The 23,163-nt window shown below is 76.9% G+C and carries 22 protein-coding genes and 2 pseudogenes; 15 read left to right on the top strand and 9 right to left on the bottom strand.

What is annotated here, in order from left to right:
* Nucleotides 1-32: 32 nt before the first annotated feature.
* The 4 genes from ACFY07_RS22955 to ACFY07_RS22940 are packed head-to-tail and all read right to left on the bottom strand — an operon-like array spanning nucleotide 33 to nucleotide 2,878.
* Nucleotides 33-557, bottom strand: a complete 525-nt coding sequence (locus ACFY07_RS22955) for a single-stranded DNA-binding protein (protein ID WP_390871162.1) — start codon at nucleotides 555-557, stop codon at nucleotides 33-35.
* The gene (locus tag ACFY07_RS22950) at nucleotides 547-1,389 is read right to left on the bottom strand and encodes a hypothetical protein (RefSeq protein ID WP_390871160.1); all 843 of its coding nucleotides are present in this window, start codon (nucleotides 1,387-1,389) and stop codon (nucleotides 547-549) included. Before ACFY07_RS22950 ends, ACFY07_RS22955 begins: the two co-directional genes overlap by 11 nt.
* Complete coding sequence (locus ACFY07_RS22945) at nucleotides 1,386-1,898, bottom strand: hypothetical protein (RefSeq protein ID WP_390871158.1); 513 nt, start codon at nucleotides 1,896-1,898, stop codon at nucleotides 1,386-1,388. Before ACFY07_RS22945 ends, ACFY07_RS22950 begins: the two co-directional genes overlap by 4 nt.
* Nucleotides 1,895-2,878, bottom strand: coding sequence for an ATP-binding protein (locus ACFY07_RS22940; protein WP_390871156.1), 984 nt, complete (start codon nucleotides 2,876-2,878; stop codon nucleotides 1,895-1,897). Before ACFY07_RS22940 ends, ACFY07_RS22945 begins: the two co-directional genes overlap by 4 nt.
* 399 nt (nucleotides 2,879-3,277) lie before the next feature.
* On the opposite strand from ACFY07_RS22940, the gene ACFY07_RS22935 reads away from it, so the two are divergent.
* Nucleotides 3,278-5,032 carry a PucR family transcriptional regulator gene (locus ACFY07_RS22935; RefSeq protein ID WP_390871154.1) on the top strand — a complete coding sequence of 585 codons (1,755 nt, stop codon included), beginning with the start codon at nucleotides 3,278-3,280 and terminating at the stop codon, nucleotides 5,030-5,032.
* Between the two features lie 303 nt (nucleotides 5,033-5,335).
* On the opposite strand, the gene ACFY07_RS22930 is transcribed toward ACFY07_RS22935, so the two are convergent.
* Entirely contained in the window at nucleotides 5,336-6,790 is a 1,455-nt protein-coding gene (locus ACFY07_RS22930; protein ID WP_390871152.1) for a hypothetical protein, read from the bottom strand.
* A 594-nt stretch (nucleotides 6,791-7,384) separates the two neighbouring features.
* Nucleotides 7,385-7,558, bottom strand: a pseudogene (locus tag ACFY07_RS22925) (TetR/AcrR family transcriptional regulator); the annotation flags it as partial.
* A gap of 34 nt (nucleotides 7,559-7,592) precedes the next feature.
* Between ACFY07_RS22925 and ACFY07_RS22920 the strand changes: the two are divergent.
* Nucleotides 7,593-8,009: pseudogene (locus ACFY07_RS22920) on the top strand (FAD-dependent oxidoreductase); the annotation flags it as partial.
* A gap of 636 nt (nucleotides 8,010-8,645) precedes the next feature.
* Nucleotides 8,646-9,407 carry a BTAD domain-containing putative transcriptional regulator gene (locus ACFY07_RS22915; RefSeq protein ID WP_390871150.1) on the top strand — a complete coding sequence of 254 codons (762 nt, stop codon included), beginning with the start codon at nucleotides 8,646-8,648 and terminating at the stop codon, nucleotides 9,405-9,407.
* Nucleotides 9,408-9,552: 145 nt separating this feature from the next.
* On the opposite strand, the gene ACFY07_RS22910 is transcribed toward ACFY07_RS22915, so the two are convergent.
* On the bottom strand, nucleotides 9,553-10,551 hold the full coding sequence (locus ACFY07_RS22910; RefSeq protein ID WP_390871148.1) for a bifunctional lysylphosphatidylglycerol flippase/synthetase MprF: 999 nt from the start codon (nucleotides 10,549-10,551) through the stop codon (nucleotides 9,553-9,555).
* A gap of 198 nt (nucleotides 10,552-10,749) precedes the next feature.
* Between ACFY07_RS22910 and ACFY07_RS22905 the strand changes: the two genes are divergently transcribed.
* The 12 genes from ACFY07_RS22905 (at nucleotide 10,750) to ACFY07_RS22850 (ending at nucleotide 21,766) form a co-directional block, all read left to right on the top strand.
* Nucleotides 10,750-12,429: an aldehyde dehydrogenase family protein gene (locus ACFY07_RS22905; protein ID WP_390871146.1), complete on the top strand. Its 1,680-nt coding sequence runs from the start codon at nucleotides 10,750-10,752 to the stop codon at nucleotides 12,427-12,429.
* 166 nt (nucleotides 12,430-12,595) lie between these two features.
* Nucleotides 12,596-13,738: an acyl-CoA dehydrogenase family protein gene (locus ACFY07_RS22900; RefSeq protein WP_390871144.1), complete on the top strand. Its 1,143-nt coding sequence runs from the start codon at nucleotides 12,596-12,598 to the stop codon at nucleotides 13,736-13,738.
* A gap of 16 nt (nucleotides 13,739-13,754) precedes the next feature.
* Complete coding sequence (locus ACFY07_RS22895) at nucleotides 13,755-15,065, top strand: aspartate aminotransferase family protein (protein WP_390871142.1); 1,311 nt, start codon at nucleotides 13,755-13,757, stop codon at nucleotides 15,063-15,065.
* Nucleotides 15,058-15,549 (top strand): type II toxin-antitoxin system RatA family toxin, encoded by a 492-nt coding sequence (locus tag ACFY07_RS22890; protein ID WP_230654607.1) that lies wholly within the window; start codon nucleotides 15,058-15,060, stop codon nucleotides 15,547-15,549. The genes ACFY07_RS22895 and ACFY07_RS22890 overlap by 8 nt, the downstream gene beginning before the upstream one ends.
* Entirely contained in the window at nucleotides 15,549-16,040 is a 492-nt protein-coding gene (locus ACFY07_RS22885) for a hypothetical protein (RefSeq protein WP_390871140.1), read from the top strand. Before ACFY07_RS22890 ends, ACFY07_RS22885 begins: the two co-directional genes overlap by 1 nt.
* Nucleotides 16,037-16,579: a flavin reductase family protein gene (locus ACFY07_RS22880; protein WP_230654604.1), complete on the top strand. Its 543-nt coding sequence runs from the start codon at nucleotides 16,037-16,039 to the stop codon at nucleotides 16,577-16,579. The genes ACFY07_RS22885 and ACFY07_RS22880 overlap by 4 nt, the downstream gene beginning before the upstream one ends.
* Before the next feature lie 47 nt (nucleotides 16,580-16,626).
* Nucleotides 16,627-17,586 (top strand): VlmB-like protein, encoded by a 960-nt coding sequence (locus ACFY07_RS22875; protein ID WP_390871137.1) that lies wholly within the window; start codon nucleotides 16,627-16,629, stop codon nucleotides 17,584-17,586.
* Nucleotides 17,583-18,665 carry a fatty acid desaturase family protein gene (locus ACFY07_RS22870; protein WP_390871135.1) on the top strand — a complete coding sequence of 361 codons (1,083 nt, stop codon included), beginning with the start codon at nucleotides 17,583-17,585 and terminating at the stop codon, nucleotides 18,663-18,665. Before ACFY07_RS22875 ends, ACFY07_RS22870 begins: the two co-directional genes overlap by 4 nt.
* Nucleotides 18,662-19,666 carry a beta-ketoacyl-ACP synthase III gene (locus ACFY07_RS22865; protein WP_390871133.1) on the top strand — a complete coding sequence of 335 codons (1,005 nt, stop codon included), beginning with the start codon at nucleotides 18,662-18,664 and terminating at the stop codon, nucleotides 19,664-19,666. The genes ACFY07_RS22870 and ACFY07_RS22865 overlap by 4 nt, the downstream gene beginning before the upstream one ends.
* Nucleotides 19,667-19,768: 102 nt before the next feature.
* Nucleotides 19,769-20,008: an acyl carrier protein gene (locus ACFY07_RS22860; RefSeq protein WP_390871131.1), complete on the top strand. Its 240-nt coding sequence runs from the start codon at nucleotides 19,769-19,771 to the stop codon at nucleotides 20,006-20,008.
* Entirely contained in the window at nucleotides 20,008-21,246 is a 1,239-nt protein-coding gene (locus ACFY07_RS22855) for a beta-ketoacyl-[acyl-carrier-protein] synthase family protein (RefSeq protein ID WP_390871129.1), read from the top strand. The genes ACFY07_RS22860 and ACFY07_RS22855 overlap by 1 nt, the downstream gene beginning before the upstream one ends.
* Before the next feature lie 43 nt (nucleotides 21,247-21,289).
* Nucleotides 21,290-21,766, top strand: coding sequence for an SRPBCC family protein (locus ACFY07_RS22850; protein WP_390871127.1), 477 nt, complete (start codon nucleotides 21,290-21,292; stop codon nucleotides 21,764-21,766).
* 75 nt (nucleotides 21,767-21,841) lie between these two features.
* Here the strand turns inward: ACFY07_RS22850 and ACFY07_RS22845 are convergent, their stop codons facing one another.
* On the bottom strand, nucleotides 21,842-22,600 hold the full coding sequence (locus tag ACFY07_RS22845) for an SGNH/GDSL hydrolase family protein (protein ID WP_390871125.1): 759 nt from the start codon (nucleotides 22,598-22,600) through the stop codon (nucleotides 21,842-21,844).
* A gap of 33 nt (nucleotides 22,601-22,633) precedes the next feature.
* Nucleotides 22,634-23,125, bottom strand: coding sequence for a hypothetical protein (locus tag ACFY07_RS22840; protein WP_390871123.1), 492 nt, complete (start codon nucleotides 23,123-23,125; stop codon nucleotides 22,634-22,636).
* Nucleotides 23,126-23,163: the final 38 nt, after the last annotated feature.

Genomic DNA, 23,163 nt, shown 5'->3' with positions numbered 1-23,163 from the left:
GCGCCGGTCCGCCTCCGCGGTGCCCGCGCCGGTCAGAAGGGCTGTTCGCCCGCTCCGGCGGCGTACCGCCCGGCGTCGTTCCGGTCCTCGTGCGGTGCCTCGTGCGGGGCCCCGTCCCGCGAGGACGGGTCGCCGGAGCGGTCGCCGCCGAGCAGGTCCCCGCCGGGGCCCGGACCGTCGGGGACCCTCCCGTACGGCCCCTTGACGACCTTCGCGGCGGCGAACCGCAGCGAGGGGCCGACCTCGTCGACCTCGCACTCGACCACGGTGCGCCGCTCGCCCTCCCGGGTCTCGAAGGTCCGCTGGCGCAGCCGCCCCTGGACGATGACGCGGGTGCCGCGCGCCAGGGACTCGGCGACGTGCCCCGCCTCCTGACGCCAGGCCGAGCAGCGCAGGAAGAGGGTCTCGGCGTCCTTCCACTCGCCCGTCTGCCGGTCGAGGACGCGGGGCGTCGACGCGACGGTGAAGTGCGCGACCGCGTCCCCGGACGGGGTGAAGCGGATCTCGGGGTCGTCGGTCAGGTTGCCGACGACGGTGACGACGGTCTCACCGGCCATGGGGGTTCCTCTCGTGCGGCGGGCGGTGCAGCGCCCGCGGCTGTTGCGGCCCGGCGAGCCCCGCCGCGCGGAGCCGCGCCGGATGGGCGGGGGACCGGGTCAGCGGGATGCGGAGCCGGGGGGTGGCGCAGGGGCCTCCGGGGGCGGCCCGGCACCAGGGGCAGGGCACGCGCAGGGCGCGGGCGCGCAGGACGTCGTCCTCCGGACCGGTGCGGGGGGCCGCCGCCGGGGCGGCCGGCGGCCGTCCGGCGCACCGTCCCGAGGCGATGGCCGCGAGCAGGGCGAAGAGCTCCGTGCGGGGGCGCTGCGGGTCGTCGGGGCCGGCGTCCGGCAGGGGCGGGGGTTCGCGGGTGAGCCGCTCCTCGCGGACCGCGCGCGTCACGGCGCAGAGGTCGGCGGCGGTGGTGGTGCGGCCACGCCGCCGGTCCAGCCGGGACGCGGCGGCCCGCGCGTCGGCGACGTCCAGGTCGGCGAGCAGCAGGCGCCAGGCGGCGTCCGCCGCGTCCCCCTCGGGGTGCGTGGACGGGAGCGCCACGACGGCCAGGGCGACGGGCGGGCCCGTCCCGTCGGACGGTGCCGGGCGGTCCGCTCCGCGGGGGAGCGCGCCGGAGGGCCTCTGCGCGCCGCCGCCCGCCGTCCCGGGTGGCGGCGTCGCGGCCGGGGGCGCCGTCGCGGCCGGCGGGTCCCGGTAGGTGTACAGGACGGCGCCGCAGGCGCAGCACAGGGCGCCGTCCTCGAACGTCCAGCGGCCGCAGGCGAGATGGCCGGACCGGGCCAGCAGGAACCACAGGGCGGCGGGCCCGTCCCGTCCGCGGTCGGTGGCGGCGGTCACGGCGCGCCTCCTCCGGGGGCGAGCAGCCGGCGCAGGTCGAGCGCGCCGCTGCTCCAGGCCCGGGTGACCCGTTCCGGTCCGCCCGGGACGGGCCGCAGGCTGAACGACCGCGGGACGGGCGGCGGCGGCGCGGCCAGTCCGGGGACGACCTCCCCGGTGCGCGGGTCGGCGACCGGTTCGAGGCAGGCGAGCCCGGCGAGGAACTGCCGCTGCCAGGCGGCGCGCACCCGCACCACCACCTCCACCTCGCCGGGGTGGTTCTCGGCCGCCCAGGCGGTGAAGGCCCCCTCGTCGGCGACCACGACCGCCGGCCGGGGGTCGACGAGGGTGAGGGTGGCGATGGGGGTGCCGTCCGGCAGGGTCACCCGCACCGACTTCAGGTCGAGTTCGGCGCGGGCCGCACGCAGCCCTTCGAGCACCGAGCGGCGCGCGGCCCCGTACTCGGCGTCGACCGCGTCGCGCAGCACCCGGAGCACGGCGGCCCTGGCCGCGTCGTCCTTGAGGCTCATGCGGCCGCTTCCTTCCGTGCGGGCTCCGGCTCGCGGTCCTGACCGGGCCGGCGTCCGGCCGCGGGCCCGTCGGCGGGCCCTCCCCCGGTCCCGCTCCCGGCCCGGCGCCTCGCCTCGGTGCCGTGGCGCACGATCACCTCGCCGAGGGTGCGGGACTCCTCGCCGTCCAGGACGGCGGCGCCGAGCAGGTTGTGCCGGCGGGCGTCCTCGTAGAGGGCGCGCAGGTCCTCGTAGGCGGCGCCCGGGGCGGTGGCCGCCTCGAGGTAGCCGGACACGGACGGGGCGGGCCCGCCGGAGTCGAGCCAGGCCAGGACGGCCTCGGCGAACTCCGGGCCGGGCTTGCGGAGGACCATGCCGGACAGGGGCTTCGCGCGGGACTTGGAGACGACCAGGGTGTTCTCGTGGTCGAGGTCGCCCACGATGTCGAACTCGTACTCGATGCCCTCGCGCTGCTCGGGCCGGAGCCCGACCTTGCGCGGCACCTTGCGCCCGCGGTCGTCGGTCTCCACGACGTACTCGGTCTTGGTGCGCATGGTGGCGACGAGGTGCCCCGGGTAGGCGAGCAGGGCGTCGATCATCGCCCGCTCCTGGGGGCGGGCCTCCCTCCACCCGGCGAAGCTGCTGCCCGACCCGGCACGCCGGGCCGCGTTGTCGACCTGCTCCAGCATGCCGCCGGTACCGGACCAGAAGTGCGAGAGCGAGTCGACGACCACGACGTCGTAGCCCTCGTGGGCGGCGACCGCGAGGGCGTCGACGAGGGTCGCGGGCTGGAACGCGCTGAGCGGGAGGATGTCGAAGGCGAACTCGTCGGCGTACTTGGCGGCGCTGCCGTGCTCGGTGTCGACCAGGGCGATCCGCTTGCCGAGCCCGGCGGCGAGGACCAGGGCCGTGTAGGTCTTGCCCGACCCGGTGGGGCCGGTGAGCGCGATGCGGGCCTTGGCCCGCTCCTTGGTGGCGGGGGTGAAGGTGATGTGGCCCATGCCGCTTCCTCCTGGCGTTCCCGACGGTGTTCCCGGCGGCGTTCCCGGCGGCGTTCCCGGCTGCGCTTCGGGGGCGGGCCGGAGGGAGGGGGTGTCGCCCTCCCCGGTGCGGGGCGCGCCCGTGCGGCCGCCACCCGTGTTCGAATTCTGTTCGAACGTCGCCTGGAAGCCACCGTAGGCACGGACGGACCGGCAATCAATGCTTTTTGCAGAGAATCTTGATTTTTGTCGGAAATGTCCGAGTCGAGGTGTAGGGTGCTCACCCGCGCCCGGCCGGATCGCCCGGGCGGCGGCCGGGCGGGCCGGGGCGTCCGGCTGCGCGCGGCCGCCTCCCGCACGGCGGCCGGCAGCCGCCACCCGGCTGCGCGCGCCGGAGGGCCGAGGGGTGAGGATGTGCGGGTGCATCGTGAAGAGGCGGTCCTCGCAGACGAGGTGACGCGGCGTCGGGGCGGACCCGGACAGGAGGCGGGGGCCGGCGGGGCGGGAGCCCCCGAGGACCCGCCGCCGGGGACGGCCGCCGTCCGGGCGGAGCACCTCCTCGCCCTGCAGCGCCTGGCCGCGGGCCCCGGGGGGACGCGGGAGCTCCTGGAGTGGCTGGCGCGGCGCAGCGGCCGGTGGACGGCCCTGCTGGACGCCGGCGGGGCCGTCCTGCACGCGGCGGCGGGGCGGGGCTCCCCGTGCGGACCGCCGGTCGCGGCGCTCGCCGCGGAGGGGGCCCGGAGCATGGCGGCGCGGGGCGCCGGGGCGGCGCGGGTGGACCGCGACGGCTGCACGGGCTGGTTCGCCGCGGCGGGCACGGACGCGGCAGGACCCGTCCTGGCGGTGGTCGGGACCGGGCCCGGCGGGGCGGGGCTGCCGCAGCTGGTGGCCGACACGGCCCGCATGGTCGGACTCTGCCGGCGGGTCGAGGAGGCCGACCGGCTGGTACGGCGCTCCCGGGAGGCCGACGCCCGCAGCCGGGAGGCGGTCCTGCACCTGCTCATGGCCGGCGACGTCCCGTCCGCGAGCCGCATCGCGGCGACGCTGCTCCCCCGGCTGCCCGACCCGGTCCGGGTCTGGGTGGTCGAGGGGCCGGCCGGGAGGCGCGGCGAGCTCGCCGGGGACCGGCTCCGCGGGATCGGCGACCGCGCCTGGGTCGTGCCCTGCCCGGTGTACGCGCGCCACCTCCTCGTCGTGGCCCCCGCGGCCGTGGACCCGCCCGCCGGCGGTGCGGACGCGCCGCCCCACGGGTGCGCGGTAGGCGTCAGCGGCGTCCTGCCGCTGCGGGAGACGGCCGCGGGCTACGCCCAGGCCTTCCACGCGCTGGCCGTCGCCCGGTCCGCGCCCGGCCGCTGCGCCGCCTTCGACACGCAGGGCGAGCCGGCCGCCTTCCTGGGGCCCGCGGGGGCCGCCTGGGCACGGCGGCTGCTGGGGCCCCTCACCGGGTACGCCCCCGTGCGCCGGACCGACCCGGACGCCGGGGAGCTCCTCGCCACCCTCTCCTCCTGGCTGGACTTCGGCGGGGGCGCCGTACGGCACCTCAAGGTGCACCGCAACACGCTCTCGGCCAGGCTCCGCCGTCTGGAGGACCTGCTCGGGCTGGACCTGTGCTCGCTGCCGGGGCAGGCCGCCGCGCACCTCGCCCTGCGCCTGAAGGCCGCCGCCGGCCCGGCGGACACCGCAGTTCCCGGCCCGGCGGCCCCCGGTCCGGCGGGCGCCGCAGCCCCCGGTCTGGACGCGCTGCTCGCCACCCCGGCCGCCGCGCACTGGGCCGACGTCCTGCTGCGGCCCCTCGCCGAGGGCGGGACGCCGTCGGCGGCCGCGACCGTCCGCACCTGGCTGGCCCACAACGCGCGCCTGGCCCCGACGGCGGCGGCCCTCGGCATCAGCGCCGCCGCGGTGCGCAAACGCCTCATCCGCGCCGAGGCGCTGCTCCGGCGGTCCCTGCTGCACTCCCCCAGCGCGCGGTACGACCTGTGGCTCGCCGACCGCGCGTCGTCCCTCTCCCGGAGCCCGGGACAGCACGTCCGGGCGCCCGGCGGCGGGCCTGCGGGACGGGTCGGGGTCCTGCCCCTCGGCCGGGCCGGGGGCGGGGGCGGGGGCGCCGGACGGCGGGGGATGCGTCGCGGCGGCGTCGGCGGCCCAGGGGTGCCGGGAGCCGTCCGGGCCCGGTGAGGGGCTCCGGCGCGCCCTCCCCGGGCGCGGTCCGGCGGCGCCGCGGCCGGGGCGGCGGGGTCGCGGCCGGGGCGGCGGGGTCGGTGGGCACCCCCGTTGCCCGGCCCACCGCTCCCCGCCGTCGCACCGTCCCCGGAGCGCGGTGCCCATCCTCGGCCGCCGGGCGGGCCCGCGCCAGTACCGGTCCGCACAGCGCCGCGCCTCCCGGGTACCGCTCTGCACAGCCGCGGCCCGCCCGGTCCCGCCCGGCCCCGCACGGCCGCCGGTGCCGCCGCCGGCCCGCGCGCCCGGCGGATCCGCCCCTCACCCCTGCGGGGTGTGCCAGAACGGCGTGTTCCGGACGGAGTCCAGGAGGGCCGCGGTGCGGGCACAGGCGGCGTCGTACGCGCGGCAGCGCTGGAGGGCCTGCCCCAGCAGCTCCGCGGCGGCGACCAGCAGGGCCTCGTTCTGCGGTTCGAAGACGTGGGGGCGGTCGAAGGAGACCAGGCAGGCCGCGGGGTGCGCGGCGGCGGGGGTGGGCACCGGCAGCGCCGCCCAGGCCCTGTGCTCGAGCCTGGGCGCGAGGAGGGCGAGGTGGGGGTACTGGTCCACGAGGTCCTGCGGGGAGGTGGCGAAGACGGGGAGCTGGCGGCGGAGTGCGTCGCACAGCGGCAGGCTGGAGTCCAGCGGGGTGCCGTCGAGGACCGCCAGCTCCTCCGTGGCCCGCCCGGCCGTGGCGACCACCTCCACCCGGCCGCCCCGGCCCTCCGCGAGGAGCAGTGCGGCGACGCCGGCGGGCGCGAGCGAGGCGTGGACGGCGGCCAGGAGCTCCGCGGTGCCGGCGGCCGAGGCCACCGCTGCGGAGAGTGCGGCGAGGCGGCCGGTGCGGCGCAGCCGGTTCCGCTGGAGGCGCTGGAGGTCGGCCGCGGCGTCGAGGAACTCCTCCGTGACCTCGGTGACGGTCCCCCGGACCGTCTCGCGGCCGGTGCCGGTGTTCACCGTGGACAGGATCTGGGCACGGAGGTAGGCCGTACCGTCGGGGCGCGGCGCGCGGTAGACGACCTCCCACTCGCCGGGCTCGCCGCTCATGCGGTTCACCGCCTGGCGCACGCGCGCCGCCTCCTCCGCGGGGAGGAGCGCGAGGAGCGTCCGCAGGTGGTAACCGGCCCGTCCGGGGATCCCGTGCAGGGAGGCGAAGGTGCGGTCGCAGGTGACGCGCTGCGAGACGGGGTCGAAGGCGAACGTCCCCCGGCTGACCGGGTGGATGCGGATGGGGTCGCGCACGAGGCGCGCCCCGGGGTGGGCGGTGGACGCGGGCAGGTCGGCCACGGCTCCGGCGATCCGCAGCAGGCAGTCGCGCTCGTGGGCGCTCCACCCGCCGCTGCCGGGGCGCAGGCACACGAGGACCGACGCGGCGCCGGCCAGCGGCAGGGCGGCCCAGGCGGCGGGGGCGTCCGTCCGGGCCAGCGGGTAGGGCCGCTGCGGTCCGGCGCCGAACCCCGCCTCGCCGGCGGCCGCCCGCACGGCGGGCCACTCGTCGCCGGACAGGGGGAAGGCGGACGGGCTCCACTCGGGGGGAAGCCCGTGCGCCGCGTCCGGGTACAGGTGCCGCCCCCCGCTCTCGACCTGGAGGAGGGCCCACCCCACGCGCCCCAGGCAGCTCAGCGCGGCCAGCAGGATGTGGGGGACCTCCGCGAGGTCGCCGGACCGCACCAGCGCCTCCCGGAGCCGTGCGAACTCCTCCGGGAACCTGCGTGGTGAGGGGGGCTGCGCGGCCACGTCTCCACGTCTCCTGACGGCCGGGGCGCATCGCACGCCGGGTTCAGCCGGGATTTTATCCTCGCATTCCCCCGAAGGATGGAAATCGGCGTTTTCGCAAACCGCCGGAATCCCTTTCCCCCGTTCACGCCCGTGCAGCCGGGGACGCTCCCGACGCCGTGGCCGCGAGGGGTCCGGGCCGTGCGCAGGGCGCGTCCCGCGCCGCCGCGCGCACCCGGGACAGGGGCCGGGGGGCATCGGGGCGAAACCCTGCGCCGAGTTCCGGGCGTGCTCGGACGGGGTGCGGCCCGGACCCCTGCGGCAGCGGGGTCCTCGGCGGCCGCCGCCGGCCGACCGCCGGGAGGTCCAGAGGTCCGGAGGTCCGGAGGTCCGGAGGTCCGGAGGTCCGGAGGTCCGGAGGTCCGGAGGTCCGGAGGTCCGGAGGTCCGGAGGTCCGGGGTGCAGGCCGGGTTCCTGACGGACGGGCAGGCGGCCGGGCGGGGACCCTGCCCGACGGCGGCACCGGCGTCGAGGAGGGGCGGCGGCGCAGGCCCGCACGGCCGGCGGGCACCGCCCCCGAACCCGGCCCCGCTCACGTCCGGCAGGAGCCGGGCGTCACGCCGGGGGCCGGGCGAGTCCGGCGGCCACCGCGTCGAGGACCCGCTCCAGGCCGGTCGCGAAGGACGTCCCGGCGTCCACGTCCGTGCCGTCGTGCACGGCCTTGGACAGTGCGGGGAAGCGGCCCGTGGACGACATCCTCGTCACATGCGGGCCGGAGGCGCGCTGCCAGGTGCCGCCGGACGGACGCACGGGCCAGGACCGGGACCCGGCCGACGTCGAGGCCGTGCGGTCGGGCCTGCTGGCCCTGTTCGACGGCTGGGCCGCCCCCGTCCTCGACCTCCTCCGCCACGGCACCGCCCTCGTCCGCCGCCCCCTCCACGTCCTGCCCGTGTCCCACACCTGGACCCACGTCCCCGGGGTGACGCTCCTGGGCGACGCCGCCCACCTGATGCCCCCGCTGGGGGCGGGCGCGAACCTCGCGATGCTGGAGGGCGCCGAACTCGCCGAGTCCGCCGCCGCCGGTCCCGGGGATCCGAAAGAGGCCGTCCGCGCCTTCGAGGAACGGATGTGGGCACGGGCCGGCCGGTGGGCGAGGATCACGGCGGCCGGTCTGGAACGCCTCGTGAGCCCGGACCCCGCCGAGGCCCTCGCCCTCTTCGACCAGGTCCGGTCGTCCTGACCGCCGGGCACGGGAGCACCCGCGCCGACAGCCCGCCACGGCCTCGCCGGACGGCACGGCTTCACGGGCCGGTGCGGCGCCGCCGCGGTCCCCTCCGGCAGGACCGCCGCCCGACGGGCGCGCGGACGGCCGCACCGGGCGCGGCCCCCGGCCCGCTGCCGCCGGAATCCGGCCCCCGGCCCTCCTCCCGGGCCGGTACGGCGAGGGGGCGGGCGGGACGTGCCGCACCGGCCACCGGACGCCGTCGCGCCGGCACCGCGGACGGGGCCCCGCCGCCCGGCGTGATTCGCGTCACAGCGGCGGCCCGCGGCCGCGGAACCGGGGGGTGCGCGGCATCGGCGCACGCGCGCGGACCTGGAATTCTCGACCCGCAATTCCAGCCGGCCACCGGAGTCCGGCCGCACGCCGCCGGATCCGCTCCCCCACGGCATTGACCGCGAAAACCGGACGCCGTACCGTTCGGGTCATGCACGACACGGGGGTCGGTTTCCGCATGCACGGAAAGCGGAACCGCGCCACCCGCCTGCAGGGGGCAGGGGGGCGGCGCCGGGCTCCTTCCGCACATTCCCGGAAAATCCATCGGAAATCCGTCTCCCCGTCGCTCTTCACGGTGCAGAAGAAACATGGGGGGAAGAAGTGCAGATCAGTCTGCTCGGACCACTCGAGGTGTCGGAGGACGGCCGCCCCGTCCGCGTCCCCGGGGAGAAGTTACGGTCGATCGTCGCCGTCCTCTCGCTGAATGCGGGACGACCCGTCCCCCGCAGCGAGCTCATCGACGAACTGTGGGACGAGGAGCCCCCCCGCAGCGCGGAGAACTCGCTGCACGGCCACATCGCCCGGCTCCGCCGCCTGCTGGCCGTCGGTGCCGGGAAGGGCCGCCTGCGCGACACGGTGCAGACCTCGGCCGCCGGATACGCCCTGGCGCTCCCTCAGGAGGCCGTCGACGCCTTCCGCTTCGAGCGGCTGGTCGCCGAGGCGGAGACCGTCCAGGGGACGCAGCCGGCGAGGGCCGTCGAGCTGCTCACCGGGGCGCTGGGCCTCTGGAGGGGTCCGGCGCTGCTCGACACCGGGCAGGGCCTCTCCTGCCGGATGGCGTACACCCGGCTGGAGGGCGTCCGGCTCACGGCCTACGAGCACCTCTTCGACGCCCGCCTGCGGCTGGGCCAGCACCGCGCGGTGGTCGCCGAGCTGGAGCAGCTCCACGCCCGGTACCCGCTGCGCGAGCACTTCTGCGAGCAGCTCATCACCGCGCTCTACCGCTCCGGCCGGCAGGCCGAGGCGCTGGACACCTACCACCGGACGCGCCGGCGCCTGGCGGACAGCCTGGGCCTGGAGCCGTGCCGCTCGCTGCGGACCAGGTTCGAGGAGGTCCTGCGGCAGGACCCGTCCCTGATGTGACCGGGACCCCGACGTGACCGGCGGCCCGTCACGGCCGGCGGCCCGTCACGGCCGGCGGCCGGACGCGACCGGCGCCCCCGCCGCGGGGCGCCGGAGCGGCCCGGCCGGGCCGCCGCGGCGGGTCCCGGGCCCGGGCCGCACGCGGTCACACCGACCTGGTGACCCGGAGGACCTGCCAGACCGCCCCGAGGCTCGCCCGCCCGTGGAAGGCGAGGTACTCGGGCAGCACCAGCTGCGGGCCCCACTTGTCCTTGTAGGCCAGCTGGCTCGCCGCCGGGTACACCTTCTCCCCGCGGTCGGCCAGGAACCGCATGAACCGGCCCGCGGTCGGGCTGGCGCCGGGCACCTCGTGCTCCGGCGCCAGCCCGGTGAACGGGGTGAAGCCGAAGTGCAGCCACTCCGCGCCCTCCCGCTGGAACCCCTCCACCGCGTGCAGGTTGATCGCCTCCATCACGCCCGGCGGCACGTCGGGCAGCCGGCGGCTGAGGTCGTGCAGCCAGCCGGGGCGGGAGCCGAAGGCGGGCGAGTAGGAGATGTACGCCACCGGCGCCCCGTCCAGCCGCCCGACGAGGAGCCGCCGCTGGTCCTGCACCGGCCCGCCGCACTGGCCCACCAGGAACTCGATCTCCTTGACGTGGCGCCCCTTGCCCACCAGCCACGACCGGTCGATCGCCGCCAGCTGCCCGGCGTACGCCTCGTACGGCGCCTCCAGGACCTCCAGGCCGCTGCGCCTGGCGCGCGAGATCTTGTTGCGCAGCTTCACGAACCTCGACCCCCGCAGGGAGTAGCCGGGGAGGGGGACCGAGTAGGAGGCGCCCACCTGGTTGACCGTGAAGCCGCAGTCCGCGTAGAGCTCGGCGTCCTCGCGCTGGAGCTGGATGGCGACCACCCGGCGGCCGGCCGACCGGGCGTGCCCGAGGAACGCGCCGAGCAGGCTCCGCCGCCCGTCGGGCGGCCCGAAGACCCCGCCGAACTGGACCAGGTACCGGCCCGCCTCGCGGTAGGCGACGAAGCCGTCGGCGGCGGGGTCGGCGAAATAGGAGTTCCCGGTGTTCAGCGCCAGGAACCCGCTGGGGTTCTCGCCGTACTTGCGCAGTGATTCCAGCACGTATTCGTGACCGACCGTCCCGCCGACCGCCGCCATCTCGTTCCCCTGTCGTCGCGCCGTGGAGGGCGTACGCCCGGTCCGCCATGGTTGCCGATTCCCCTTCGACCGCCCTTACACGGCCGTCTCAGACCCGTCTCCGGGGCTTCTCAGCGACTTCTCAGGGGCTTCTCAGGGGTCGCTGGAAGAGTCCTTCCCGATGCACGGAAGTTCGCAATTCCCGAGCGGAGGCCCTGCGTGAGCAGCACCCGGACGGCACCTTCGGCGCCGCACCGCCAGAATTCCGGAACACCGCACTCCGGCATACCGACCTACCTCTCCCTCGTCGACGGGAAGAGCGTTCCGGGCCCGGAGTGGGTCTACGTCGTCGACGCCGGCGCCCTGCTCGACGACGCCTTCGCCAGCCTGTCCCTCAAGCGCCGGCTGGAGAGCGGCCGGCCGCCCGCCGGGGACCTCCCGCCGAGCATCGTCGGACGCGTGGCCAAGGCCGACCGGGAGACCTCCGCCCGGGCGCTCGAAGCGGCCTCCCGCGCCGCCCCGCAGTGGGCCGCCCTCCCCCAGGAGACCCGGATCGGGCGGTTCGGGGCCCTGCTCCACCGCCGCCTGCGGGAGCAGGCCGGCGAGATCACCCGGATCCTGGTCCAGGAGGGCCACCCGCTGGCGCTGGCCCGCTGGCAGGTCTCGGGGATGCTGGAGTGCTTCGGCCCCGAGTCGACGGGCTTCTACCGCGACCAGATGCTGCAGGAGTTCCGGCACGGGGCGCGCAGCATCTCGGTGCGGCGGCGCCCGGACGGCGTGGTGTGCCTGAACCCGCCGCAGAACGCGCCGCTGTCCAGCGCGCTGCTCGGGGTGACCTCGGTCATGGCCGGGAACGCCCTGGTCGTCCGTGCGCCGCGGAGCGCGCCGCTCGGCGTGATGTACGTGATGCACGACGTCGTCGCCCCGGTGCTGGAGGAGGTCGGCGCGCCCCCCGGCACCCTGGGGGTGCTGTGCGGCGACCCGGCGCCGCTGCTCACGCAGTGGCTGGAGAGCCCGCTGGTGGACGACGTCATGTACTTCGGCAGCAGTTCCAACGGCCTGCGGTTCCAGGAGCGCTGCGTCGCGGCGGGCAAGAAGCCGATCCTCGAACTGGCCGGCAACGACGTGGTGGTGGTCTGGAAGGACGCGGACCTCGACCTGGCAGCCGAGGCGCTGACCGAGAGCTTCTACGGCTCGGGGCAGCTGTGCATGATCCCCAACCAGGTGCTCGCCCACCCCGACGTGGCGGACGAACTGGTCGCGCTGCTCGCCCGCAAGGCGGCCCACGTGCGCCCCGGCCACCCGGGCGAGGAGGACGTGCTCCTCACCCCGGTGCTGCGCAACGAGAAGTTCTTCGACTGCCTGGCCGACGCCCTGGGGAAGGGCGCGGAGCTGGTGTGCGGCGGGCACGCGATGCAGGCCGACGGGACCAGGGACAGCGCCGGGATCTTCCTGGAGCCCACCGTCGTCCTGGTCCGCGGCATGGAGCGGGCGCGCGAGGTCCGGGCCGTGCGCCACGAGACCTTCTTCCCGCTGCTGCCCGTGGTCGCCGCCGGGCCCGGCCCGGACGAGGTCCTGCTCGACCGGTTCGTCGACTTCGTCAACAGCAACGCGTACGGCCTGCGCAACTCGGTGTGGGCGCGGGACCCCGGGGTGGTCGACCGCTTCGTCACCCGGATCACCCGGGGCGGGCTGCTGAAGGTCAACGACTCGCACATCGGCTTCCTGCCCTACCTGCCCACCCACGGCGGCACCGGGCTGACCGGCGGCGTGTTCGGGGAGGCCAACTACCCGATCCTGCGCACCTCGCACGTCCAGGGGGTGAGCGTCTCGCCCGGCTCCCGCCCCCGCGAGGCGGTGTTCGGCGCCTGGCAGGCCCTGCAGGACGCCGCCCGCTGACCCCTCCCCCGACACCGCACCGGCCGGCGGCCGGGGCCCGCGCCGCAGCACCCCGGCGCGGCCCGGAGCACCGCCGTGCCCGCGGACCGCCGTGCCCGCGGACCGCCGTGCCCGCGGACCGCCGTGCCCGCGGACCGCCGCACCCAGGAATCGAGGAACCCGATCCATGCGCACGCTCGAAGCCGCCCGCGACACCTGCGAGTCCCTCCTCCCCGGCCTGCTGGGCCTCCTCGACGCCACGCCGCTGGCCGAGCTGGAGGCACCGCGGAGCCCCGCCCTCGACCACTTCCGCGCCTGCGGCGGCCCGGGCCTGGTGATCCCCAGGACGTACGGCGGCCTGGGCGCCGACCCGCTGCAGGCGATGGCCGCGGTCCGCGCGCTGGCCTCCCGCGCGCCCTCGCTGGCCGTGGCCACGACGATGCACCACTTCTCCGTCGCCACGCTCTTCACGCTCGCCGACAGCATCAGGAGCAGCGGGATGGAGTGGGCGCTGCTGGAGGGCATCGCCGAGCAGGGGCTGCTGGTCGCCTCGGGGTTCGCCGAGGGGAACCCCGGACAGGGCATCCTCAGCCCGACGATGCGGGCCGACGCGGCCGACGGCGGCTACCTGGTCAACGGGTCCAAGAAGCCGTGCAGCCTCTCCCGCTCGATGGACCTGCTGACCGCCAGCGTGAGCCTGCCCGCGCCGGACGGGGAGGGCCGGGAGGCGGCCGTCCTGCTGGTCCCCCGGAAGACCGAGGGGATCAGCGTCCACCCCTTCTGGAACAGCTGGGCGCTCGCCGGCGCGGAGAGCGACGAGGTGCGCCTGACCGACGTGTTCGTGGACGAGCAGCTGCTGATGCGGACCGCCGAGCCCGGCGCCGCGGGGGAGCTGGACGAGCTCCAGACCGTCGGCTTCATCTGGTTCGAGCTGCTGATCTCCTCCTGCTACCTGGGGATCGTCAGCGGCCTGGTGGAGCGGGTCACCGGGCGCCGCCGCGGCAGCGACTCCGACCGGGCGGCGCTGGTCGTCCGCCTGGAGACCGCCGCCCAGCTGCTCGACGGGGTCGCCCGCGCGGTGATGGACGGCGAGGTCGGCAACGAGGCGCTGGCCCGCACCCTGATCGCCCGCTACGCGGCCCAGGAGGCCCTGGGCGACGCCGCACGGCTGGCCCTGGAGCTGCTCGGCGGGACGGCGTTCATCGGCTCGTCCGACATCGCCTACCTCGCGGCCGCCTCGCACGGCCTGTCCTTCCACCCGCCGTCCCGCACCGCCTTCACCGGCCCCCTGCTGGACCACGTCGCGGGCGCCCCGCTGCGGCTGTCCTGAGAGCCGAGGAGGACTCATGAGCGCGACAACGACGCCGTCCCCCGCCGCCGTCCCCGGCCGCCGGGACCTCGGCCTGCTGTACCGGACCCGGCTGAGCCGGGGCCGCGCGACCCTCGGGGAGCTGTTCGGCGGGCACGTGGAGGTCGCCTCGCAGGGCGCCTGGGTCACCACGGCGGAGGGCCGGCGGTTCCTCAACTGCGGCGGCTACGGGGTCTTCCTGACCGGCGCCCGGCACCCCACCGTCGTCCGGCACGTCAGCGAGCAGCTGCACTCCCACCCCGTCGCGACCCGGCTGTTCCTCGAACCGCAGGCCGCGCTCGCCGCCGACGCCCTGGTGGCGGTCGCCCCGCCCGGCCTGGAGCGGGTCCACTTCGCGGGCTCCGGCGCGGAGGCCGTCGAGACCGCGATCAAGATCGCCCGCACGCAGGGCCGGCGCCGGCTGGTGGCGGCCGGCGGCGGGTACCACGGCAAGACCATGGGCGCCCTCAGCCTCACCGGCAGGAGCCTCTTCCAGGACCCCTTCCGGCCGCTGCTGCCGGACACCGCCCACGTCCCGTACGGCGACGCCGCAGCCCTGGAGGGGGTGCTGGCCGCCGCCCCCGGCGAGTGCTGCGTCTTCGTGGAGCCGGTGCAGGGCGAGGCCGGGGTGGTCATCCCCCCGGCGGGCTACCTGCGCGCCGTGCGGGAGCTGTGCCACCGGTACGGCGCGCTCCTCGTGCTCGACGAGATCCAGACCGGCCTGGGGCGGCTCGGCAGCTGGTGGGGCGCCGACGCCGAGGGCGTCTCGCCGGACGTGCTGCTCGTCGGCAAGGGCCTGAGCGGCGGCGTGGTCCCGGTCTCGGCCGTGGTGGCCACCCCCGAGGCGTTCTCCGTCCTGGACCGCGACCCCTACCTGCACACCTCGACCTTCTCCGGCGCCCCCCTGGCGATGGCCGCCGCGCGCGGCGCGCTGGCCGCGATCCGGGAGGACGACCTCGTCGCCCGGTCGCACGAGCTGGGCGGCGAGCTGCTGGCGGAGCTCGGCCGGATCGTCCGCGGCCACTACGGCGCCGCGGTGCGCGAGGTCCGCGGCCGCGGCCTGCTGCTGGGCGTCGAGTTCGACCGGCCCGGGCCGGCGGGCGACCTGCTGATCGGGCTGGTCGAGCAGGGCGTCGTCGCCAACCACTCCCTCAACTCCCACCTGGTCCTGCGGTTCACGCCGCCGGCCGTCCTCACCAGGGCCGACCTGGACTTCCTGTACGAGGCGGTCGACCGCGCGTGCCGTGCGCAGGCCGCCCGGTACACGCCCGCAGCGCCCACGACGGAAGGTGACCGAACCCATGCGTAGCGCCCACGTGTCCATCCGCGCCCGGGACGTCGACCCGGGCACGGCCTTCGACCGCATCCGCGACTTCTCGCGGTATCCCGAGTTCACCGACGTGGTGCGGTCGGTGACGGTCCGGCAGGTCTCGCCCCTGGAGGAGAGCAGCGACTGGGAGGTGTACTTCCGCAACGGCATCCTGCGCTGGACCGAGACCGACCGCTTCGACCACGACGGGCGGGCGATCGGCTTCGAGCAGACCGACGGGGACTTCGCCGAGCTCACCGGGGGCTGGCTCGTCACCGCCGACGGGCCGGACAGCCTGATCGCCTTCCGGACGGAGTTCGACTTCGGCATCCCCAGCCTGGCCGGCATCCTCGACCCGGTCGCCGAGCGGGTGTTCAAGGAGACCATCGCCCGCGTGGTGATCAGCCTCTTCGACGACGCCGCGGTGGAGGGCGACGAGGCCGTCGCCCGCGCGGTGGCGGCGGTCGCGGCGGGGGTCTCCTGATGGACGCGAAGAACACCTTCGACACCCCCGCCACCTACCGGCTGGTGCGCCTGGAGTACGGGCTGGGCCTGGTGGTCGCGTCCGCCCTCCTCCTCACCCACCTGGGCGAGGTGCGCTGGCTGCCCGCGGCCGGGCTGTTCCTGTACATCGACCTCGTCGGCTACGTCCCCGGCGCGATCGCCTACCACCGCAGCCGGGACAAGCGCATCCACCGGGCCTACTACGTGCTCTACAACGTGATGCACAGCCTGGTCACCCAGGGCCTGGTGGTCCTGGCCTGGATCTGGCTGCACGGCGCCGAGTGGGCGCTGCTCGTCGTCCCCGTCCACCTGTTCGGCGACCGGGCCCTGTTCGGCAACTTCCTCAAGCCCTTCGCGCTGCACTTCGAACCGGTGGCGCACCCGGCCTTCCTCCGGTTCCGCCGCGAGCTCGGGGCGCACGGGGCCGGCCGGGGGCCGCTGGTGGAGCAGCTCGGCGCGAGGACCCCGTGAACGCCGTCACCGCGCACCACCGCCCGGCGGACTGGCCGGCCGGCGGCCGGCGCGACACGCCGGAGGCGGTCACGCGCCGGTTCGCCACCGGGGTCGCGGTGCTGACCTGCGGGACCGGGGAGACCGTGCACGGCGTCACGGTCAGCACCCTGGCCCTGGCCGCGGTCGAACCGCCCATGGTCTCGGTGGCCCTGCGGCGCGGCAGCCGGGGGCTCGCCGAACTGCTGCGCACGCCGTCCTTCGCGGTCAACGGGCTGGCCGCGCAGCAGGAGGCGCTGGCCCGGTACTTCGCGCGCCGCGACCGGGGCACCGGCCTCGGCTGCCCCGCCCCCGAGGTCTGGGCGGGCCGCACCTTCGGCGGGGTGCCGCTGCTGGGGGGCGCGGTCGGCTGGCTGGAGTGCCGGGTCGAGCGGACCGTCCCGGTCGGCGACCACGAACTGGTCCTCGCCCGGGTCCTCAACGCCGCCCGGGGCGGCGGCCTCCCGCTGCTCAACCCGGCCCTCCGCCCGCGGCCCGGCCCCCTCCCGTCCCCGGCCTGACCCGCAGGCCGCCCGCCCCGCCCGTCCACCGACGCAAGGAGTCGACGATGTCCGGACCCGCACACCCCCCCGAGGCCGACTGGGAGAGCGCCCCCTCCCTGGTCGACGGGGCCATGAACCTGGAGCTCACCGCCGCCTCGTGCAACCTGCAGTACTGGCTCCGCGCCGTCCCGCAGGGCACGCTCCGCGGCCGGGTCCTCGGCCACGCCGAGGACGCCGGGACCCTCGACGTCGTGCGCCGACCCGGCCCGTTCAACGACGCGCTCACCCAGGAGCTCGCCTTCCGCTCCATGGCCGAGGAGAAGGCCACCCGGGCCATCTCCTACCTGGTGGCGCTCGCCCCCGACAACGACTGCATGGAGTTCTACGCGACGCAGCTGATGGACGAGGCGCGGCACGCCATGGTCTTCCGCAGCCACCTGCCGGCGCTGGGCATCGCGCCGCACGAGCTGGAGCAGGAGGTGGAGCGGCTCGCCGGCGCCGACCGGGACCGCGTCCTGGTCCCCCTGGAGGAGCTGGGGCTGCGCGTCCTGCGGGACGAGGGCGACTTCATCGGCGGGGTGGTGGTGCTGACCGTCCTGGTCGAGGGCGTGCTGGCGCCGGCCGCCGAGCTCAGCGAGCGCAAGTGGCGGGTCTTCGACCCGGCCGCGTCCGAGATCGAGCGCGGGGCCGGGATCGACGAGATCCGCCACCTGACGGTCGGCAGCTCGATCGCCCGCGAGTACCTGCTGAAACACCCGGAGGAGAAGCCCCGGATCCTCGCCCTCGTCCGGGACGGCATGCGGCTCTGGGCCGAGCTGCCGTCCGCCGAGCTGGTCCACCGCCGCGAGGTGCTGTTCCAGCAGGGCCTGGAGGAGCACGGCGCGCTGGCCGGCGACTACGAGGTGTGGCCCGGCCGCCGCCTGGTGGACACCACCGCCGAGGAGCGGGAGCGGACCGCGCATGAGTGGGCCGGCCGGATGCAGCGGGCCCGGCTCGCGTACATGGGCCTGGAGGAGGCGCTGTGACCTCGCTCGACCAGGCTCCGCAGCACCGGCCGGTCTGGCCCGACGTCCCCGTGACCGGCACGCTCGAGGAGGTCACCCGGATCGTCCGCGACGCGGGGCTGATGGACGCCCGCCCCGGCTACTTCGCCCTGAGGACCGCCGCCAACGCGGTCCTGTTCGCCGCCGGCTGGACGGCCTTCGCCGTGCTCGGCGACTCCTGGTGGCAACTCGCCGTCGCGGTCTGGCTGGCCTTCGCCTTCGGGCAGACCGCCCTGGTCGGCCACGACGCCGGGCACCGCCAGATCTTCCGCACCAGGCGCGGCAACGAGGTGGTCGGCTACCTGCACGGCGACGTGCTCACCGGGGTGAGCTTCGGCTGGTGGGTGGGCCACCACACCCGGCACCACAACTTCCCCAACCACCTGTCGATGGACCCCGACATCCTGCGCCGCCAGGTGATCTTCGACCCCGGCCAGCGGCACGGCCGCCCCGGCGCGGTCTCCCGGTTCATCGTGCGCCACCAGGCGTGGATGTTCTACGTGCTGATCATGATGGAGGGCCTCCGGCTGCACCTGTCCGGCTACGTGGCGGCCCGCAGGGGCGCGCTGCGCCGCCACCGGAACGCCGAACTGGCCGTGCTCACCCTGCACCTGGCCGCCTACACCGCCGCCGTGTTCCTCGTGCTCCCGCCGGTCAAGGCGGTCGCGTTCGTCCTGGTGCACCAGGCGCTGTTCGGCTTCTACATGGGGCTGCTGTTCGCCCCCAACCACAAGGGCCTGCCCGTACGGGACGGCGAGGCGGAGGAGCTGGACTGGCTCACCCGCCAGGTCGCCACCTCGCGCAACCTGCTGCCGAACCGGTTCAGCGACTTCTTCTACGGCGGCCTCAACTACCAGATCGAGCACCACCTCTTCCCGTCCATGCCGCGCTGCAACCTGCGCCGGGCCCAGCCGCTGGTCAAGGAGTTCTGCCTGCGCAGCGCCCTGCCGTACGCCGAGGTCCCCCTGGTGCGGTCGTACCGGGAGGTGTCCGCGTACCTGGGGGAGGTCAGCGACGAGGTGCGGCGGCTCGAGGACCCGGCCCCGCGGGGGGCGCGGTGAACCGGGCCGCGGTCCTCTGCGGCCTGGGCACCGCGCTGCCGCCCCGCACGGTGGCCAACGCCGAGCTGGCCGGGCAGCTGGACACCTCCGACGCGTGGATCCGCAGCCGCACCGGCATCGGGGAGCGCCGCGTGGTGGACCCCGGCACCGCCACCTCGGACCTGGCCGTCGAGGCGGGGGAACGCGCCCTGAAGTCGGCGGGGGCCACCGGGTCCGGCGGGTCCGGCGGGGCGGACGCCGTGATCGTGGCGACCACCACCCCGGACCGCCGCTGCCCGGCCACCGCGCCGCTGGTCGCCGCCCGGCTCGGGCTGGGGACCGCGCCCGCCTTCGACCTGGCGGCGGTGTGCACCGGGTTCCTGTACGGGCTCGCCGCCGCCGCCGGGCTGATCGCCGCCGGCACCGCCGGGCGGGTCCTGGTGGTGGGGGCCGACACCTTCTCCACCCTCCTGGACCCCGCCGACCGCTCCACCCGCGCGATCTTCGGGGACGGGGCCGGGGCGGTGGTGCTGAGGGCCGGGGACCCGGCGGAGCCCGGCGCGCTGGGCCCGCTGGACCTGGGCAGCGACGGCACCGGCAGCGAGCTGATCACCGTGCCGTCCGGCGGGTCGCGCGACCCGCTGCCGGGGCCGGAGCACGACCCGTACTTCCGGATGGCGGGCAAGGCCGTCTTCCGGAGCGCGGTGGAGCGGATGAGCGGGTCCGCGCGCAGCGTGCTGGACCGCACCGGCTGGGACGCACCCGACCTGCTGGTGGCCCACCAGGCCAACCTGCGCATCCTGCACGCCGTCGCCGACCGGCTCGGCATCGCCCGCGACCGCTGCGCGGTCAACATCGACCGGGTCGGCAACACCGCGGCGGCCTCCCTCCCGCTGGCCCTCGCCGACGCCGCCGGGTCCGGCTCGCTGCGGCCGGGCGACCGCGTGCTGCTCACCGCCTTCGGGGGCGGCCTCACCTGGGGCGCCTGCGCACTCGCCTGGCCTGCGCTGGAAGCCCTCTGACCTTCCCTCAGGACGTGCGCCGGCCGTGCCGACGCACCCCCCGGGAACCGCACCGCACCCCACCGCACCGCACCGCACCGACCCGACCCGAGGAGCACTCCCGTGAACGACGTCTACGGCCGCCTGGTCAAGCTGCTCGTCTCCGGCTTCGGCCTCGAACCGGAGGAGATCGCCCCGGACGACACCTTCAGCGGCCTCGAACTCGACTCGCTGGCCCTGGTGGAGCTCTCCATCGCGGCCCAGGAGGAGTTCGGCGTGCCGGTCTCCGACGACGACCTGGGCCCGAACGACACCGTGGCGCACGCCGCCGAGGTCATCGCCGGGAAGGCGGTGGCGGCCTGATGCCGGGCGGCCCCGCCCCGTTCGGCGCCGCCGTCACCGGGGTCGGCCTCGTCACGGCCGCCGGTGTCGGGGTGGCGGCGTCCTGGGAGCGCATCCGGGCCGGAGCGGCCACGGCCGCGACCGCGGTGCCGGAGCTGTCCGGCCTGCCCGCCGGCTTCGGCTGCGCGGTCACCGGCTTCGACCCGGTGCGGGCCATCGGCCGGCGCAAGGCCTGGCGGATCGACCGCTGCAGCCAGTTCGCGCTGGCCGCGGCCGCCGAGGCCCTCGCCGACGCCGGGCTGGACCCCGACCACTGGGACCGCGCCCGGATGGGCGTGGTGCTGGGCAACGGCATCGGCGGCGCCGCGACCTGGGAGAAGCAGCACCGCACCCTGCTGTCCGACGGTCCGCTGAAGGTCTCCCCGCTGCTCATCCCGATGCTGTCGGTCAACATGTCCGCGGGCTACGTGGCGATGGAGTTCGGCGCACGGGGACCGAGCCTGGTCACGGCCACGGCCTGCGCCTCGGGGACGACGGCGGTGGGCGTGGCGCGCGACCTGCTGCGCAGCGGCGCCTGCGACGTGGTCGTCGCGGGGGGCACCGAGGCGTGCCTGGTCCCCTCGATCATCACCGGGTTCAGCCAGATGGGCGCGCTGTCGCGCCGCCGCGACCGGCCGGAGGCGGCCTCGCGCCCCTTCGACGTCGACCGGGACGGGTTCGTGCCGGCCGAGGGGGCGGGCGTGCTGGTCCTGGAGCGGGTCGAGGACGCGCGGGCCCGCGGGGCGCGGGTGCGGGCCGTGGTGAGCGGGTACGGCGCCTCCTCCGACGCCTACCACGCGACGGCTCCGGAGCCGTACGGCACCGGTGCCGAGCTCGCCGTCCGGGCGGCCCTGCGGGACGCCGGGCTGCACCCGGGCGACGTGGACCACGTCAACGCGCACGGCACGTCGACGCCGCTCAACGACGCCACCGAGGCCCGCATGATCCGCCGGGTGCTGGGCGACCGGCCCGCCGTCACCTCCGTCAAGGGCGTGGTCGGCCACTCCCTGGGCGCCGCGGGGGCGATCGAGGCGGTGGTGACCGCGCTGACGGTCGAGCAGTCCTTCGTGCCGCCGACCGCGAACCTGGAGAGCCAGGACCCGGCGGTGGAGCTGGACGTGGTGGCCAAGGCCGGGCGGGAGATGCCGGTCGAGGTGGCGCTGAGCAACTCGTTCGGGTTCGGGGGGCAGAACAGCGTCCTTCTGTTCACCCGGGGCTGAGGCCGGAGGGGCCGGAGCCGGGAGGGGCGGGGGCCGCGGGCCGATGGAACGCCGGTGGAGCGTCGAGGAGGCCGTGCTCGTCGCGGCGGAGCCCGAGCGGGTGTACCGGGCGGTCGCCGACGTGCGGTCGACGGGGCGGTGGAGCCCCGAGTGCCGGGCCGTCCGGGTGCCCCGCCCGCCCGTGGCCGCGGGCACCCGGTTCGCCGGCCTCAACCGCCGGGGCCCGTGGGTGTGGTTCACCGAGTGCCGGGTGACCCGGGCCGACCCGGGGCGGTGCCTCGAGTTCCGGGTGACCGCCTTCCGGATGCCGGTGGCCCGGTGGGGCCACCGCTTCGCGGCGCAGGACGGCGGCACGCGGGTGACCGAGTACCGGGAGGACCTGCGCACCGGCCGGGCCGGCCGGGCCGCCTCCCTGCTGGGACGGCTCTTCACCGGGACCCGGCCGGCCGGCCGCCACCTGGTCAACCGGGCGGGTATGGGCACCACCCTCCAGCGGCTCGGGCAGGCCCTGGAGGGCTGACGCGGACCACCGGCGCCGGGCGGGCCGCCGCCCGGCGCCGACCACCGCCCGGCGAGGACCACCGCCCGGCGAGGATCACCGCCCGGCGAGGAACGAGCCCAGCCGCCGGACCGCCGCCGCGGCCGCGACCGCGTGGCCGCGGCCGTCCGGCCGCATCCGGTCCGCACCCCGCACCGCCGTCCCCGGCAGCGGCAGCGGCAGCGGCAGCGGCAGCGGCAGCACCGACAGGTCCAGCAGCAGCGCCCCGTGGCGCAGCGTCACGGCGCGCGCCCGCTCCATCAGCACCCGCTGCCGCAGCCCCACCGACTCCCGCAGCGGCTCCGGCGCCCGTGCCGAGTGTGCGAGGCTGTACGGGCCCACCACCAGCACGTCGGCGCCGCCGTCCCGCAGCGGTGTGACGATCCGCTCCAGTTCGACCTCCAGCGCGTCGGGGGCGAAGGACGGCCGCAGGAGGTCGGTGCCGTCGCAGCAGACCAGCGCGAGGTCGCTCCTGAAGTCGAGCGCCCGGGCGAGCTGCTGGGACCGCACCCGACCGACGGCCAGCTCCCGCGGGCCGAGCAGGACGAGGCAGGCCGGCTCGGCACCGGCGGTGCGCAGGGCGGAGGCGACCCGGTCGTACCAGGGTGCGCTGCGGTAGCCCGGTACGGGTTCGGGCGACGGGTCGGCCGCGCTCCCGCCGAGGACCACCAGCCGGCGCCAGGGGTGCCCGGCCAGCAGCCGGCGCGCCTCCCCCTCCCCCAGGCAGTGCGGGTCGCCGTCCTCGCCCGGCACCGGCGCCGCCGGTCCGTGCCCGGCCGCCGTGCCCGGCCGCTCCCCCGTGCGCCGTTCCCCCATGCCCGTCCTCCGCTCTCCCCTGTGGGCCACCGTTCAGCCGGCCGCCGCCAGGCGCCGCAGCCGGTCCGCGTGTCCGGGCAGGTGCTCCTCGGCCCGCACGCGCAGGAGCTCTCCCCAGGGGACCTCGCCGCTGAACGCCTCCCGGCCCGATCCGTCCACCAGGCGCACCCGGACAAGCCGGAGTGCGGCGTCGTCCGGGAGCCGCTCCACCAGGCCGAGCAGCTCCGCCGCGTTCCGGCGGACCAGGTCCGCCAGGACGTCGTGCCCGGCCGAGGAGGTCAGGGCGTCGATCGCCGCCGGGTCCACGGCGGGGGCGTTGTCGACCGACGGGGTGGCGCCCTCCAGGAGCCGGCGTGCGGCGGCGGCCAGCAGGCGGTCGCCGAGGGCGACGTGGGCCAGGGTCCGCTCCGCGCCCGGCTCCCCGGGCGGTTCCGCGGTCGGGCGGCCGGCCTGCGCCGCCGCCCCTGCTGCGGCGGCGGCGTCGAGCAGGCCGGTGTAGGCGGTCCGGAGCGAGGTGGTGTCCACCGGGGTCCCTTCCCTGAGACGGGGTCGGCGGCCGCAGC

The organism is Streptomyces sp. NPDC001380 (assembly GCF_042895785.1).
In the GTDB taxonomy this organism is placed as follows: domain Bacteria; phylum Actinomycetota; class Actinomycetes; order Streptomycetales; family Streptomycetaceae; genus Peterkaempfera.
The sequence above is the reverse complement of the archived record's forward strand: the minus strand, read 5'-3'. Positions and strand labels throughout refer to the sequence as shown.

Excerpts from the sequence above, each read along its gene's own strand:
- ACFY07_RS22845 (WP_390871125.1), bottom strand. The coding sequence starts at position 22,600 with ATGGGGGAACGGCGCACGGGGGAGCGGCCGGGCACGGCGGCCGGGCAC.
- ACFY07_RS22890 (WP_230654607.1), top strand. The coding sequence starts at position 15,058 with ATGCGTAGCGCCCACGTGTCCATCCGCGCCCGGGACGTCGACCCGGGC.
- ACFY07_RS22885 (WP_390871140.1), top strand. The coding sequence starts at position 15,549 with ATGGACGCGAAGAACACCTTCGACACCCCCGCCACCTACCGGCTGGTG.
- ACFY07_RS22875 (WP_390871137.1), top strand. The coding sequence starts at position 16,627 with ATGTCCGGACCCGCACACCCCCCCGAGGCCGACTGGGAGAGCGCCCCC.
- ACFY07_RS22940 (WP_390871156.1), bottom strand. The coding sequence starts at position 2,878 with ATGGGCCACATCACCTTCACCCCCGCCACCAAGGAGCGGGCCAAGGCC.
- ACFY07_RS22895 (WP_390871142.1), top strand. The coding sequence starts at position 13,755 with ATGAGCGCGACAACGACGCCGTCCCCCGCCGCCGTCCCCGGCCGCCGG.
- ACFY07_RS22850 (WP_390871127.1), top strand. The coding sequence starts at position 21,290 with ATGGAACGCCGGTGGAGCGTCGAGGAGGCCGTGCTCGTCGCGGCGGAG.
- ACFY07_RS22900 (WP_390871144.1), top strand. The coding sequence starts at position 12,596 with ATGCGCACGCTCGAAGCCGCCCGCGACACCTGCGAGTCCCTCCTCCCC.
- ACFY07_RS22855 (WP_390871129.1), top strand. The coding sequence starts at position 20,008 with ATGCCGGGCGGCCCCGCCCCGTTCGGCGCCGCCGTCACCGGGGTCGGC.
- ACFY07_RS22945 (WP_390871158.1), bottom strand. The coding sequence starts at position 1,898 with ATGAGCCTCAAGGACGACGCGGCCAGGGCCGCCGTGCTCCGGGTGCTG.
- ACFY07_RS22955 (WP_390871162.1), bottom strand. The coding sequence starts at position 557 with ATGGCCGGTGAGACCGTCGTCACCGTCGTCGGCAACCTGACCGACGAC.
- ACFY07_RS22910 (WP_390871148.1), bottom strand. The coding sequence starts at position 10,551 with ATGGCGGCGGTCGGCGGGACGGTCGGTCACGAATACGTGCTGGAATCA.